Genomic DNA, 14379 nt, shown 5'->3' with positions numbered 1-14379 from the left:
CTGGCTAATAATTACAGAAACTCTTTATCTATATGTATTCAACAATTTACAAAATACTTGAGCCATTGTTTCTACAGAATAATTTTTGGCGCAAAATGCGGAAATTTCATTTCTTTTCGATGTCCACAAATCAATATTGCTATACACGTTTATTAAGCTTTCGCGAAAGCTAAATTCGCTATTAGTATCAAAAAAAACAGCATTTACACCGTCTAGAACTGCTTCAATTTCTGGGGAATGGTTTTCATCTCGTGAAACGATCATAGGTACACCAAAACCAAAGCTTTGAGTTACAGACAACCCAACGTAACCAGGAGAAACACTAAAATAACTGTTGCTATATAATTCTCTCAATCGAGCTATATCATTTATATGGCCCAGCAAATGTATTCTGTGTGACAAGTTGTTTTCTATTATAAATGATTCTAGAGCCTCCTTTTCTTCTCCATCTCCTACAATAAAAAGCTGTACATCGTTTGGAATATCATTAAATGCTTTGCTAAATGCCTTTGCAAGAAAAAGTACTTTTTTACTTACTGTTAAACGCCCCACATAAATAAGATGTTTAGGACTTCCAGCAGTTGCACCCATTTGAGATTTATTAAGAAGCGCATTAGGTGCTGCGAGAATGATTTTACGGGGCATTTTCTCTTGAAGTTCTAATTGCTGTTTATGAGTATATACCACAATAGCCCTTGCTAGCTTACGCATGAGATGTCTTAAACTATCAGTACTAGCATTTTTACCTTGTCGTGGCCATGCGTGTCCCCACAGTATCGTTTGTTTACCTAAAATTTTTCTACCTATCAATAGTATCCAATTCGAAATTATTCTTGGGTTGAGTTCGAGCACTAACAGATTATCACTCGCTATTATTTTTATGACTTCAAACTGAATTAAAAATCTCGCATTAAAGAGATAGGTGTTCTTAGTCTTCTTATGAGGGATTGTCGCGTCAGACTGTATAGATTTTTCAAAATAGTATTTACCACTATACAACACAAAATTATGCCCTAGATTATCTCTCAAGGCTTTAAAGAAACCTTTCCTATAATCTGGGACAGCCGTTTGAATAATAATCAACTTTTTATCTTTAGATAATTCCAACGGGTTTCGTTTTAATGAAATAATATATCGAGAATATTAAGAGGATGGCCTCTATAGAGACGGCTGTAATAACGGCTCCAAGAATTTCAAGCTGACTGATAAAGATTAAGCCTATTATGATCCCGCAAACAGCTGAGAAAGCCAATGTCTTCAATCGAGACATAAAATCACCAACAGCAGGAAAATAATGGGCAATAAATAACATAAAATAACTAGTGAAAATGATATTAAGTGCAAGTATGTAGAAAAGATAACTATTTTCATTTATAGCTACATTATCATACAATATGTTTAACAGCCATCCTCCACAAATTAGGAAGGGTAGTGTAACCATAATTGCAATTAAACCCACTATAGGTAACATTTTTATTACGTATTCTCTCTGCTTTAAACGTGTTTGACTAACTAACCATGGAAATAACGCTTGATATAGAGAAACAAAAACCCCTTTTGAAGTTGTGATAAGCTTTTCCATACTTGTGTAAATAGCTACTGTAGACTCATTAACAAAGAAACCTAGCACTAAGATGGGAATAGTATTAATCAATCTAGCAGCGAGGTTAGACACAAATAAACTAAAGCTTTCCTTCAATAATTTTCTTACTAAGGTTAAACTAGGTTTAACAATAGAAACATATTTTAAAGCTAAAATAATACTTAGAATTCCTGCTAGAATATATCCTATACCCATAAAGAATGAAACTTGAATATAATCTGACACATCACGTATAAACACAAATATAAGAAGTGTAAAAACTCCTTTTGCTAGAATACTCAAGAGTGCCATCACTTTCATCTTTTCTATTCCTTGAAAAAACCAATCTACAAAGCACGCTTGTCCAAAGACCATAAGGTAGCTTAATAAAAACACTTCTTTTTCAATTTGAAATTTGGGCACAACAAAAACAGTAATAGCGTATAATATAAATACACCTGTAGCGATTACAATTTTTATAAGAAGGACAGTGGAAAAAACAGTTGCCATTTCTTCCTTATCAGATCTCTGTAGCGTTATTTGTCTTGTTGCACTGAGACTAAACCCATAGTCAACAAAAATGTAGAGTACAGAACAAATGGCTTGTGCAAACATTATCAACCCAAACTTCTGCAAGCCTAATATTGAGATGAGATAAGGAAAAGTAACTATAGGTAATACTAGGTTTGTAACTTGAATAAGTAGAAGCGAGATGTAATTTACAGAAATTCTCTTCCCAAATGAGGAATGAATTAACGCCTTAATTTTATGAAAGTTTTTCAAACTCTTATGTGATTGTTACATTTAAAATTCAGTATTATGAATCTTAAATGATGGAGCCGCTTGAACTCTGTTTAAAATAAATTTATAATCACGTAAATACAAAGTATTATATTGTCCGTACGATGTGCGTAAATTTAAAGTGCGTGCAAAAGGATTATAATCATATGGCTTAAAACCGCTTTCTATGAGCTTATTATGAATTTTATTATCATCATACCCATATCTTTTAGATAGTCCATTTAACTCAATGATTATAGCTTGCAAGTTGCTATTTGAGATTGATTTCTCCATTCCTTCTAAAACGGCAGATTCAAATCCTTCTGTATCTATCTTAACGAGAGTAGTTTTATTTAATTCAAACAGACTATCAAATGTGTCTACAAGGACCTCTATAGTATTTTTTTCTCCTTCTATAGCTACATGATTCATTGTGTCTAATCCGGCAGTAAATAAAATCTTCCCTTTACTACTGCCCACACCCATATTAAAAGAGTTGGTTATATCTTGGCTATTATTCAGCCTTATATTTTTTTGTAAGCTTTTAAAGGTCTTAGGAACTGGTTCCACAGCAAACGTGGTAGCACCTATCTCTGATGAAGCAAGTATACTGTAACTACCTACGTTTGCCCCTATGTCGATAAATTGATCCGTATCTCGCAGAAAATGAAGAAGGAAAGCCATATCATTAAATTCCTGAAGGCCACAGTATATATTTTGGGTTGCTCCAGTCATCCCTTTAGAGACTAATAGCTTACTTTTAGTAGCAAAGTTGCAAATAATAGGCCTGTTAAGAAGCCTACTCTTTAACTGCCATTTACCAAAACGTACAAGGCCAGCTACAGGGTTTTTCTTATTAAGAGGATGTGTAACTATAAATTTAAGTGTATTGTAAAATGACATTTTTATCGGTTCTTAATATCTAAATACCAGCTATATAATCTATTAACTCCATCCTCAAGCGCTACCGTATGTTTCCAGCCTAAACTATTAAGTTTTCTTACGTCTGTAAGCTTGCGCGGAGTGCCATCTGGTTTTGAACTATCAAAAATTAACGCTCCTTGAAAACCTATCGTTTCTTTGATAAGCGTTGCTAGTTCTTTTATAGATATATCTTCTCCTGTACCTATGTTTATGTGTGTATTTCTTACTTCGGTTGTGCTTCCCTTTAAATCGTCAAAACTTGTGTTTTCTAAGATATGTACACAAGCATCTGCCATATCTTGACTCCATAAAAATTCTCTTCTAGGCGTTCCTGTTCCCCATATCTCCACACTTTCGGCTGTAACACCAAACTTTTCTAGTATAGGTTGCGCTTTCGCGAAAGCGGAAACATCTAAGTCCTTACAAACCTCATCATTCTTTCCTTCAGAGAGTAATTTCGCAAGATGAATTTTTCTTATTAATGCTGGTAGCACGTGAGATTTCTCTAAGTCGAAGTTGTCATTAAATCCATATAGATTAGTAGGCATCACCGAAATGAAATCCGTTCCATATTGCAGATTATAACTCTCGCAGAGTTTAATTCCTGCTATTTTTGCAATAGCATACGGCTCATTTGTATATTCTAAAGCGCCCGTAAGTAGCGCCTCTTCAGGCATAGGTTGTAGTGCATTTTTAGGGTAAATACAAGTACTTCCTAAAAACAATAACTTCTTAACTCCGTGTACATAACTCTGATGAATCACATTATTTTGAATCATGAGATTCACGTACAGAAAATCTGCTCGGTAGGTATTATTTGCAATTATCCCTCCCACTTTGGCAGCTGCTAGGAAAACATATTCCGGCTTTACTTTTTCAAAAAAGAGTTGCGTTGCAACAGTATCTGTTAAATCAAGCTCCTTATGAGTTCGTGTTATTATACACTTATAACCTTTTGCTTCAAGTGTATTTACAATAGCGCTTCCCACTAGGCCGCGATGTCCTGCAACGAATATTTTAGCGTTTTTAGGTATTGATATATTACTCAAAATAATTCATCGTTTTATATCCGCCTTCTTTCAGGTAGCTATCTTTTTTCATTAACCTTAGGTCGCTTTGCATCATATCATCTACCAGTCCTTGTAGTTTATATTCTGGTTTCCATCCAAGCTTATTATAGGCTTTTGAAGCATCACCTATTAAAAGCTCTACCTCTGTAGGTCTAAAGTATTTGGGATCTACCTCAACAACTACTTGCCCTATTTTTACAGGATAATCTGCACTTTCTGATGCGGTAACGATTCCTTTTTCATCAATTCCTTCTCCTTCAAAAGATAACGTAACACCTATATGAGCAAATGACATTTTTATAAAGTCACGTACCGTCGTAGTCTCTCCCGTGGCGATTACCCAATCTTCTGGCTCATCTGCCTGCAAGATCATCCACATCATTCTCACATAATCCTTAGCATGACCCCAGTCACGCTTTGCGTCTAGATTTCCTAGATACATTTTATCTTGTAACCCTAAAGCTATTTTTGATGTGGCTCTAGTAATCTTTCTAGTCACAAAAGTTTCTCCTCTTACTGGAGACTCGTGATTAAATAAAATACCGTTACACGCAAACATATTGTAAGCTTCACGATGGTTTACGGTAGACCAGTATGCATATAACTTTGCTACTGCATAAGGACTTCTTGGGTAAAAAGGTGTTGTCTCAGACTGTGGTACTTCTTGTACCTTTCCATATAATTCTGATGTACTTGCTTGATAAATACGCGTCTTTTTTTCAAGATCTAGAGCTCTCACTGCCTCAAGGAGTCTTAGTGCTCCCAATCCATCTACATTTGCTGTATACTCTGGCATCTCAAAGGATACCTGTACATGGCTCATTGCGCCCAGATTATAAATCTCATCTGGCTGTACTTCTTGTATGATTCTAAACAGATTTGTGCTATCCGTAAGGTCTCCATAATGAAGAAAAAATCGCTGATTATCGATATGTGGGTCTTCATAAAGATGATCTATCCTATCTGTATTAAATAAAGATGATCTGCGTTTAATACCGTGCACCTCATAGCCTTTCTTTAGTAAAAACTCACTTAAGTACGCTCCATCTTGACCAGTTACACCGGTAATTAATGCTACTTTATTACTCATAAATTCTTATTAATGTGTGGGAGAAACTATCCTTTTAATGCATACGTTTCACGCTTGTATGATCTGTAAATACTTAATATCCCCGAGACTATTAAAAATATAATCACAAATCCTAATGGATAAATAATAATCAAGTTATCTGCTATAGATGATTTCTTTGATGCCTGTATATCACTTACGATAACAGCAACATCAGTGTAGCTTATAAAGTCATTTTTTTCAATTTCTAGATCTTCTACTAGATTTGATTTAGTATCAAATAGTGATGCTACGTTCTCGCTTTGATTATTAAAATAGAAACCCTCTCTACCCTCTTGCTTACTTATACTGTTGTCCTTATTTAAAGAGTTAATAAGCTCATTTATCTGAACAATGGATTGTTCTTGACTCTCAAGATAGGCCATATGGTTTTTAAGGCCTTCTTTTTTAAGTTCTTTAGCATATGGATTATCGTTAATAAATGATAGGAAAGATTCAATGTCTTCTAAATTTTTATCACTGTCAAATACTATTTGCAGTTTGTGAAATTTAAACTTAGATAAAAACCTATCTGTTGCAAATAATTCACGATCATCCTTGAGTTTAAACTCTCTAGTCATTTCTCCTAATGCACCATCATTTTCACCTATATAATTTACTAGGTCTATCACCTCAACTACAGGCTCTACACTAACTTCTTTAATACTAAAGCTTTCTGGTAATTTACCTAGCGATACTATAAAATTTTCATCATTTTCTTCAAGGTTATTGTTAAACTGCTCTATTGCTGTATAAACATATGCTTGACTAGTAAAATTAGTTTTAAGTAATAGGTTTGCCTCATAAGATGGCTCTTCCTTCAAAACGAACCCTATTGCTATTCCAGCAACGATGAGTAATAAAAAAACCCACCACATTTTGATAACAAAATCAAATATTCTAAAAAAAGAATAAATCACATTCTTGAATAGTCTACCTATCAAAGTAAATATATCTGAGAGGTCCATTTCTTGCTGATTTCCAGACTGATTGTAGTGATCACTCATGAGCTTACTTAAAATTGAATATTAGTTATATTATCTTACTTACTAGAAGTAAATAGTTGGTGCAATATCTTTTCGGTGATTAGGTAGGTAGGTTTCACTCCTGTAGTTCCTAATCCGCCAGATGCGAGTGTGCTACCCGTTTCTAATGGGTTATCACTAGCATAATACGCATATCTTACTTTTACATCTTCTTGTATACTCTTACGTAGTTTTGCGGCTGCTTGTATCGCTTTTTGATAGTGTGCTCCTTCCATTTCTAGACCTATCACACTCCACGTACTGTCATGGAAGAATTTAAGGATATCTCTATTTTGTAGTGATGTTCCTAATACAGAAACCATAGCACCTTCAAACACTTCTAATCCGTGTCCTTCAAAATCCTCTTTAGTAAGTTCGTTCTCAAAGGGATAATTATCCGCTGTTCCTTCAAAAAGGTGTGCACTTGGTATCATAAGATCCCCCTTTCCACCTTCTAAGATACCAGCTTTTCCCATAATAGAAACAGAATCTACATCTAAGTAGGTTTTGTCCTCTCCCTCTTCATACGGTTTGAGAAGCTCTTCCATAGTTTCATAAGCTTGCTCTCCAAAAGCGTAGTCCATTACGATAATAACGGGCTGCTGCTCCTTTTTTACATCATTGCTACAGAAATCATTTTCAGCTACTGGTAGCTTACACATATCAAAAATCTGAACATTGATATTTGTACCACTATCATCTGGTAGATATATCATACCGTTCTGCAATGCAGCTCTCTCTACTTTGGCGCGTAGAGCTCCGTTGCCACTATTACTAAGCATTTCATATACCTCCAGTTTAGACTTTTTCTTAAGTTCAGACTTAAGTGCAAGTGGTGCATATAAAGTGTTCATAACAGAGTGCATGTTTGCACTAATAATATGAAGAGGTCTACCTAAAAGATTATTTTTCTTTAAAGTCGCTTTAATATCATTTGCCCAGATCTCACCGTGTATGTGATGACCTAATCGCTCTCTTAAGACAGGACTAAAGGTAACTGTGCGTTTCTCTTCTTTAAGTACCTCTGCTATGGCGAGTTTACCTAACCAGTATATAAGCTCAAAGAAGCGCCTATTGTTAGTACGCGTGTTGAAAAGAGGTGCAATTGCGCGAACTTCGGCAAAGGTGCGTCCTAAGATATTTGCAGTATGCGTAGTTGCGATCTCCCAGCTATTTTGATCTAGCTCTTCATTGTTTAATACTGCTTTTTCTAGCTTTTCCCAGTCACGTATCACTGCGCCTTCATCATTTATGAGGACACGCTTCATGATCTTATGAGACTCAATAAATAAGAACGTCACGTGTGTAAGAATATCATAAATTTCAGAACGACCACGCGTGATCTCGATGTTCATTTGTTCTTCATCTATGCGGTAGCAATTGCGACGACGCTTTGCTGGAATAATAGGTTCAAAGTGGCTGTTTTTATAGCCTTCATCACTTGTTAAGTTTATGAATCTGCATTGCTCTATTCCTTCTGGAAGTCTATCAATAACGTAAAGAAGACCGTCAAGCTCTACTTTTTCTTCGGCAATGGTACCGTAAATTTCTGGTCTTAATATAAGAAGTGACTCTCTAAGTGTCTCACCAGAGACTCCCATAGGTTTATAAAATCCTCTGTTAAAAAGGTGACGCATTGTAATATACATGCGTTCTATAGCGCTGCTGCTCTCTTGGGCTCTAGTACGGCCTTGTTTTTTTTGTGTGCTCATAATTGGGGATAAAGGTACTTAATAGAACTTGACCATGGTAATTTCATAGCCAGCTTACCTATTAAATACTATTTTGATTGCAATACATCAGCAATCTTTCGATCGTTTGAAAGTCTTGGTATTTTATTTTGTCCTCCCAGCTTTCCTTGAGATTTCATGTAATCATTAAAGCCATCTTTTACCACTTTAGTAATTTTTAACGGCTGCAGTACCTTTCCAGTGATTAAGTCAAGGTAGTATGAGTTTTGAGCTTGTAGTGAGGAGTCTAACGCTTTCGCGAAAGCGTGTAAATCACCACTCCCTTCATTTTCAAATTCTATAAACCACTCATGATAAGGTAATCCTTCTTGAGGTGCTACTTGAGGTGCTACCGTAAACTCTGTCACTTTAATATCTGTTCCTGCAGATGCTTCAAGCATGGCCTGCTCTACTTCCTTACCAATCACATGCTCTCCAAAAGCCGAAATAAAGTGCTTGATTCTCCCGGAAACCATAATACGATACGGCTTGAGACTTGTAAACATCACAGTATCACCTATATTATATGCCCACAGTCCTGCTGTGGTAGAGATGATCATCACGTAATTTACGTCAAGCGCTACATCCTTAAGCGTTATTCTTGTTGGGTTTTCATTAAAAAACTCATCTGCTTTTACAAACTCATAAAAGATACCGTTGTCTAATTGCAACAGCATTCCTTTCTCTGTTTGCGTATCTTGAAAGGCAAAAAACCCTTCACTGGCTGGATATAACTCAATACTGTCTACGCTTCTTCCTATAAGATCCTCTAGCTTGCGACGGTAAGGCTCGTAGTTTACACCTCCGTACACAAATAACTGATAGTTTTTAAAGAGCTCTCCCACGGTTTTACCGCTCTTCTGGATAAGACGTTCATAATACATCTGTACCCACGGAGGAATCCCTCCTATGAGTGTCATATCTTGATCTATAGTTTCAGCTACAATCGCATCTACCTTCTGCTCCCAGTCTTCTATACAATTAGTTTCCAGACTAGGGAGCCTATTCTTCTGTAGGTAATTAGGCACATAGTGTGCGACAATACCAGAAAGGCGGCCTAGTTTGATGCCATTCTTTTCGGTCATCTCTGGGCTTCCTTGTAAAAAAATCATCTTACCATCTACAAAGTCTGTATTTCCTGTCTCTGCGATGTAAGAAAGAATTGCATTACGCGCACTGTTAGGGTGCGTTTTCATACTATCCTTAGTAAGCGGAATGTACTTTACTCCAGAAGTAGTTCCAGAAGTTTTTGCAAAGTAAAGAGGTTTGCCTGGCCAGAGTATATCTGGTTCTCCAGCGACCATTTTATCTACATAGTAGCGCAAGTCTTCATAATCTCTTATGGGAACTTGCTTTACAAAATCTGCATGTGACTTTATCGTATCAAAACGGTGATCATTACCAAAGGTCGTATACTGAGCAGCATCTATAAGACTCTCAAAAACCTTGTGCTGAGTCTCAATAGGGTTGTCTGCCCATTTTTTTATACTTCGCTGTATGTACGACGCAAAAATTTTTGCTCCAAAAGACTTTATCGACATTAGTTAAAATCTATAAAATTAGTCGGATTTATAGGGTACCCATTACTCCACAACTCAAAATGTAAGTGTGGTCCAGTACTATACTCACCTGTATTACCCACCGTGGCAATAACTTCTCCTGCTTGAACCAAGGCTCCTTGTGACTTATTAAGAGAAGCATTGTGTTTATATACGGTAATAAGGTTCTTACCATGATTGATGATAAGTACATGACCTGTCTCTGCAGTCCACTCGGCAAAAATCACAGTTCCATCTGCTGCGGCTTTTACAGGAGCATCTTTTACAGTTACAATGTCTACTGCAAAGTGTTTTTGACTAGCATTATATTCAGATGATATGGTTCCTTTAACTGGAGGAAACAGTGAGAAATCTGTATCCTCAATAGCTTTATCAAACACATTGTACTTGTCTTCCTGTTCTACAGTTTGTCTCAATAAACTGTCCTCTCTACTTGGAAGCACATATATTTCTTCATCATTAAATACGGCATCGCGTATAGAATCTCTATCAAATTCTAGCTCTTCTACATCACCACTCAATACTCTACGTATAGAAGAGTAGTATTGCTCATTTACTCTAATTGCATTTTCTATAGAATCTGTTTTTGCAACGAGTAGCGTCGCATTGCGCTTGAGTTTTGTGCTTGAGTAACCAGGAATATATTCCCTTAATGGTGTAAATGCGATAAGTAAAGTGGTAAGTGCAATAAGAATAATAGCAGATATACCTACTAGAATAAACACATTGAGTCGTGTGAGTTTAAAAGAAATACGCTCCTCAAAAGTATCTTCATTGAGAATAACTAAGCGATACTTGTGCAGTAGCTTTTTTGCAATCTTTTTTTTCTTCTCTTTTTTTTCTGCCATTTGAGATACAAATATACTTTTTAGATATGAAATAATTGATGTCTTTACGCTTTCGCGAAAATTGGATTGCGATAACCACTCAACGTCAATTAAGTCCTTTTTATCACTTTAACGCTCGTATGTCTGTTTTCTTACTATCTTTGTTTTTCTAAAACAGATGAAGATGAATTTTTTAGCAATATTTTTAGGAATGGTAGGCCCTTGGCAAATAGGACTTATTGTATTAGTTGTTTTATTACTTTTTGGAGGTAAGAAAATCCCTGAAATGATGCGCGGCTTAGGTGGCGGTATCAAAGAATTTAAGAAAGCGTCTAAGGACGAAGAAGACGATATGATAGAAGAGAAGAAGTAATACTCGCTCTTTCTTATATAGAAAAACCGCATAGCTCTTTGAGTTATGCGGTTTTTTTGTTTTTAAAAATTAAGGCTAGAGTATCAGTCAAAAAGTGACTCCCTATTCTAAAGAGTGAAATTTTTAAACTTTAAAAGTTTAATCACATCTATTCTATTAAATTAATTACCCTACCTCAACCTAGCACTTTTTAAGATACTCTCAAGCTCAAACATATTATCACGCTGGTCTTGTGATGGGGAGAATATAAAACCTTCTAATATCAAATATCTCCCATTTTTTTCATCTCTTACGGCATAGTTTACAAAAGGTCCAGCCATATAACGACCGTCTACTTCCCATGTTCCTTTAGTTTCATAAGCTAGCTTTCCATCTATCTCTGTTTCTTGTAAGTATGGTGAGAAAGCTCGTTCTGTAATAAAGCGACCGTCATCTACTGGTATTTTCTTTCCTCCTATAGAATCACGCATGCGTATGATATTCTTTATTGTTAAGGTATCCTTATCTATTGCCTCTAGCGGCACTTCATATACTGTGATGTTCATGTTACCGCTGCGCTTAAGTTCCTTGCGCATCCAGAAGAAATCCGGTTTCTGTTCTGCATATCTATATGCGTTAGGAAAGTTAAGTTTTACTCCAAATACCTTTTGTAAAGAATCTGTTTTCTTCAGCGCCTTTTTAATTCGACTTTGGTTTGCAACAAGCTCTTGTTCTTTAAAAGCAGTTACAATACGTTCCTCATTATCAATAATCAGGTTTGCAATTTGTGTCTGGCTTCTTCCAGTAACAATTATCCCTGTTTGTGGGCGTGCATATGGGTCTTTTACTATGGTTAAAGAGGCACTATCTGCTGGCTTTATTTTTAGATAAATTCTGTTTTTGAGTAGAAAACCACTAAAAGCTTCTGGCGGAATCTGATCTATAGAAAACTTAGGCTCCTCACGTGGTAATCCGTACACCGGATCTGCTAAGACATCGCGTAGCGCGTCTCCTATAGCTCCCTGCCATTGATCCTTAGTCACAATCACCTTAACATTGTTAATATTACCTACAGACTGGCTTAAAATGGGTTTACCGTCATTATCCCCACAAGAAAAAAGTAAGGATGCCACTACTACACTTAAAAATAATCTTTTTATCATATTGCTATTATTAACGATTAACATCCAGACATCACAAGGACCGTAGTGTAATCTATATCTCTCTTAATTGTAAAAAATCCGCCTAATAAATTGTCGGTTGGTCTGTATTCTGTAAGGTCAAAGTTCCAATGATTCTGACCATAATCACCAAAAATCTTATTAACTGACTCTACCCACAACAGCACAGATTCTCTATTAGGGTTTGCTATGCTGAGCACTTCTCCAGTGGCAAGTGCTGCGTCTCCACAATTGCGTTTTGTGTAAATGATTCCATTTTCAAAAGTTTGTGTGAATCCGCAATCCCCTCCTCCATTTGGCAGAATGATTTCCTTTTCTGAAATGGCTTTATAATTATCTATCAAGTACGTATAAACAGGGTTTTTTATAATACTATTTACATTCCCCTCACTATTTACTACTGTATAAGCCTCAGCATCATAAGGTTTAAGAGTTACTTCTTGCGCAGCAAGTACTGCTGTAAAGCATAGGCTTAAGGAGAGAAGTAACTTTTTCATAATTGTTTTATTTAGAAACACGTAGTTTCGTTCCGGGCTTCAGTTTACTACTACTAATATCATTCCAAACTTTAATATTATCAATGCTTACCCCAGGAAACTTATTTGCAATTTTCCAAAGCGAGTCACCGTCTTGAACGATATATGTTTTCTTTCCTTTAAATGAGACTGTTTTTTTACTGCTACTTGAGGAGCTACTGGTAACAGGTTTTCTTGGGTAAATAGTTAATCGCTGCCCTATTTTAAGAGCATTTGATCGTAGGTTATTCCACTTCTTGATTTGGCTTACACCTACACCGTATTTGCTTGCTATCTTTCCTAGATAATCACCGCTACGCACTCGGTATCTCACCTGAGAGCTTGCCGTAAGCACTTCTGGTAATGGTTTTTCTCTTTTGTCTAGTTCTGCTTTCGCAAAAGCGTAAATAGCCTGTTCATTTTGTACAAATTTACCCACACTCTCAATAGGAAGTCGCACGTAATATTTCTTGTCCTTTACCACTGGAATAATATCCAATTTATACTGCGGATTTAGAAATTGAACAATCTCCAAAGGAATTCCCACAATACTAGAAACCTGATCTAGCGCAATACTTTGTTTTATGTGAATGGTATCTGTTGCAAAGTAATTTACAGGAGCTCTTTCTGGTGTGTATCCATGCTCATCTGCATATTCAAAAAGATACATGGTGGCTAGAAACGCAGGTACATAACCAGCGGTTTCTCTAGGTAGATTATTTCTAATATTCCAGTAATTTGTAGCACCTCCAGAACGTCTTATGGCTTTAGACACATTTCCTGGACCAGAGTTATAAGAAGCCAGTGCAAGATCCCAGTCGCCATGAATATCATAGAGTTGTGATAGGTAAGCACAAGCAGCCTCTGTTGCTGCAATAGGATCCATGCGATCATCTACATAGCTGTTTACTTCAAGGTTAAACATTTTACCCGTTGCAAACATAAATTGCCATAATCCCGTTGCTCCTACTCTAGATTTTGCTCTAGGTCGCAGTGCACTTTCTACAATGGCGAGATATTTCATCTCTAGAGGGATGTCATACTTATCGAGACGCTCCTCAAACATAGGGAAGTAAAACTGGCTCACTGCCATTAACTTCTCCATCGTAGGTTTATGGCGCTTTAAATATCGATTTATAACACTTTCTAGCGACGGGTTATACTCCACGTTAAATGGAGTACGCGCATTTATTTCGGCAAGGCGTTTTTTTAGTGTGTCTGTAGGAAGTTCTAAGTTTACTTCTGGCTGGTACGTGTGACTTTCACGTATATTATTTATAGAATCAAATAGATCCATTCTTGCCAGTTCCTTACGCCAACGCATATCTATAAGTGCTGCCTGAGGATTATCTGGTAAGTTGAACGTTATAGAATCTCTCACTTGTGTATCCAGTAATACTTGAGGTAAATCTTGAGAGATTGTATTGGTAATGACAGTATCTACTACTTTGATAGTATCTCTTTGGAGTGCCGGTTTTTTATCTTCTTTTACAACCGGAGCTTTCTGTTTATAAGCCTCATATGAGAGAGTGTCTTGCGCTTTCGCGAAAGCGGAAAACAAGAGTATAGAAGCTACTAGGGATATTTTAAAATTATGTTGCATTAAAGTCATAGTCAAGAAACGAAAGATACGGGAAAATCGTATGGTTTTAAAGAGAGGAAATATAACTTCTAGCCAGCACAACTTCTGTTAGGGATATAAATAATAAGACCACCTCAAGAGGTG

Annotated in this window: 13 protein-coding genes; 1 reads left to right on the top strand and 12 read right to left on the bottom strand. The window is 36.3% G+C overall.

Annotated features, from left to right (window positions below):
* Positions 1 to 24: 24 nt before the first annotated feature.
* The 9 genes from KRODI_RS05955 to KRODI_RS05915 form a co-directional block, all read right to left on the bottom strand.
* On the bottom strand, positions 25 to 1107 hold the full coding sequence (locus tag KRODI_RS05955) for a glycosyltransferase (RefSeq protein ID WP_013750684.1): 1083 nt from the start codon (positions 1105 to 1107) through the stop codon (positions 25 to 27).
* Complete coding sequence (locus tag KRODI_RS05950; protein WP_013750683.1) at positions 1094 to 2365, bottom strand: oligosaccharide flippase family protein; 1272 nt, start codon at positions 2363 to 2365, stop codon at positions 1094 to 1096. Before KRODI_RS05950 ends, KRODI_RS05955 begins: the two co-directional genes overlap by 14 nt.
* A 21-nt stretch (positions 2366 to 2386) precedes the next feature.
* Positions 2387 to 3265 (bottom strand): FkbM family methyltransferase, encoded by an 879-nt coding sequence (locus tag KRODI_RS05945; protein ID WP_013750682.1) that lies wholly within the window; start codon positions 3263 to 3265, stop codon positions 2387 to 2389.
* A 2-nt stretch (positions 3266 to 3267) separates the two neighbouring features.
* Complete coding sequence (locus KRODI_RS05940; protein ID WP_041295823.1) at positions 3268 to 4320, bottom strand: GDP-L-fucose synthase family protein; 1053 nt, start codon at positions 4318 to 4320, stop codon at positions 3268 to 3270.
* A 7-nt stretch (positions 4321 to 4327) separates the two neighbouring features.
* A complete protein-coding gene (gene gmd, locus KRODI_RS05935; protein ID WP_013750680.1) occupies positions 4328 to 5446 on the bottom strand; it encodes a GDP-mannose 4,6-dehydratase in 1119 nt (372 codons plus the stop codon).
* 26 nt (positions 5447 to 5472) lie between these two features.
* Positions 5473 to 6471: a hypothetical protein gene (locus KRODI_RS05930; protein WP_013750679.1), complete on the bottom strand. Its 999-nt coding sequence runs from the start codon at positions 6469 to 6471 to the stop codon at positions 5473 to 5475.
* A gap of 35 nt (positions 6472 to 6506) precedes the next feature.
* Positions 6507 to 8201 (bottom strand): DUF6909 family protein, encoded by a 1695-nt coding sequence (locus KRODI_RS05925; protein WP_013750678.1) that lies wholly within the window; start codon positions 8199 to 8201, stop codon positions 6507 to 6509.
* Between the two features lie 68 nt (positions 8202 to 8269).
* Complete coding sequence (locus KRODI_RS05920) at positions 8270 to 9760, bottom strand: GH3 auxin-responsive promoter family protein (RefSeq protein ID WP_013750677.1); 1491 nt, start codon at positions 9758 to 9760, stop codon at positions 8270 to 8272.
* On the bottom strand, positions 9760 to 10626 hold the full coding sequence (locus KRODI_RS05915; RefSeq protein WP_013750676.1) for a M23 family metallopeptidase: 867 nt from the start codon (positions 10624 to 10626) through the stop codon (positions 9760 to 9762). The genes KRODI_RS05920 and KRODI_RS05915 overlap by 1 nt, the downstream gene beginning before the upstream one ends.
* 163 nt (positions 10627 to 10789) lie before the next feature.
* On the opposite strand from KRODI_RS05915, the gene tatA reads away from it, so the two are divergent.
* Positions 10790 to 10978, top strand: a complete 189-nt coding sequence (gene tatA, locus KRODI_RS05910; protein WP_013750675.1) for a twin-arginine translocase TatA/TatE family subunit — start codon at positions 10790 to 10792, stop codon at positions 10976 to 10978.
* A gap of 170 nt (positions 10979 to 11148) precedes the next feature.
* Here tatA and KRODI_RS05905 read toward each other — a convergent pair whose 3' ends face one another.
* Genes KRODI_RS05905 through KRODI_RS05895 form a run of 3 tightly spaced genes read right to left on the bottom strand, consistent with a single transcriptional unit; the run spans position 11149 to position 14265 of the window.
* The gene (locus tag KRODI_RS05905; protein WP_013750674.1) at positions 11149 to 12120 is read right to left on the bottom strand and encodes a DUF4837 family protein; all 972 of its coding nucleotides are present in this window, start codon (positions 12118 to 12120) and stop codon (positions 11149 to 11151) included.
* 17 nt (positions 12121 to 12137) lie between these two features.
* Positions 12138 to 12635 (bottom strand): hypothetical protein, encoded by a 498-nt coding sequence (locus tag KRODI_RS05900; protein WP_013750673.1) that lies wholly within the window; start codon positions 12633 to 12635, stop codon positions 12138 to 12140.
* A gap of 7 nt (positions 12636 to 12642) precedes the next feature.
* Positions 12643 to 14265, bottom strand: a complete 1623-nt coding sequence (locus KRODI_RS05895; protein WP_013750672.1) for a lytic transglycosylase domain-containing protein — start codon at positions 14263 to 14265, stop codon at positions 12643 to 12645.
* Between the last annotated feature and the right edge of the window lie 114 nt (positions 14266 to 14379).

This window comes from Dokdonia sp. 4H-3-7-5 (assembly GCF_000212355.1).
In the GTDB taxonomy this organism is placed as follows: domain Bacteria; phylum Bacteroidota; class Bacteroidia; order Flavobacteriales; family Flavobacteriaceae; genus Dokdonia.
The sequence above is the reverse complement of the archived record's forward strand: the minus strand, read 5'-3'. Positions and strand labels throughout refer to the sequence as shown.

Excerpts from the sequence above, each read along its gene's own strand:
- gmd (WP_013750680.1), bottom strand. The coding sequence starts at position 5,446 with ATGAGTAATAAAGTAGCATTAATTACCGGTGTAACTGGTCAAGATGGA.
- KRODI_RS05930 (WP_013750679.1), bottom strand. The coding sequence starts at position 6,471 with ATGAGTGATCACTACAATCAGTCTGGAAATCAGCAAGAAATGGACCTC.
- tatA (WP_013750675.1), top strand. The coding sequence starts at position 10,790 with ATGAATTTTTTAGCAATATTTTTAGGAATGGTAGGCCCTTGGCAAATA.
- KRODI_RS05895 (WP_013750672.1), bottom strand. The coding sequence starts at position 14,265 with ATGACTTTAATGCAACATAATTTTAAAATATCCCTAGTAGCTTCTATA.
- KRODI_RS05915 (WP_013750676.1), bottom strand. The coding sequence starts at position 10,626 with ATGGCAGAAAAAAAAGAGAAGAAAAAAAAGATTGCAAAAAAGCTACTG.
- KRODI_RS05920 (WP_013750677.1), bottom strand. The coding sequence starts at position 9,760 with ATGTCGATAAAGTCTTTTGGAGCAAAAATTTTTGCGTCGTACATACAG.
- KRODI_RS05945 (WP_013750682.1), bottom strand. The coding sequence starts at position 3,265 with ATGTCATTTTACAATACACTTAAATTTATAGTTACACATCCTCTTAAT.
- KRODI_RS05900 (WP_013750673.1), bottom strand. The coding sequence starts at position 12,635 with ATGAAAAAGTTACTTCTCTCCTTAAGCCTATGCTTTACAGCAGTACTT.
- KRODI_RS05905 (WP_013750674.1), bottom strand. The coding sequence starts at position 12,120 with ATGATAAAAAGATTATTTTTAAGTGTAGTAGTGGCATCCTTACTTTTT.
- KRODI_RS05925 (WP_013750678.1), bottom strand. The coding sequence starts at position 8,201 with ATGAGCACACAAAAAAAACAAGGCCGTACTAGAGCCCAAGAGAGCAGC.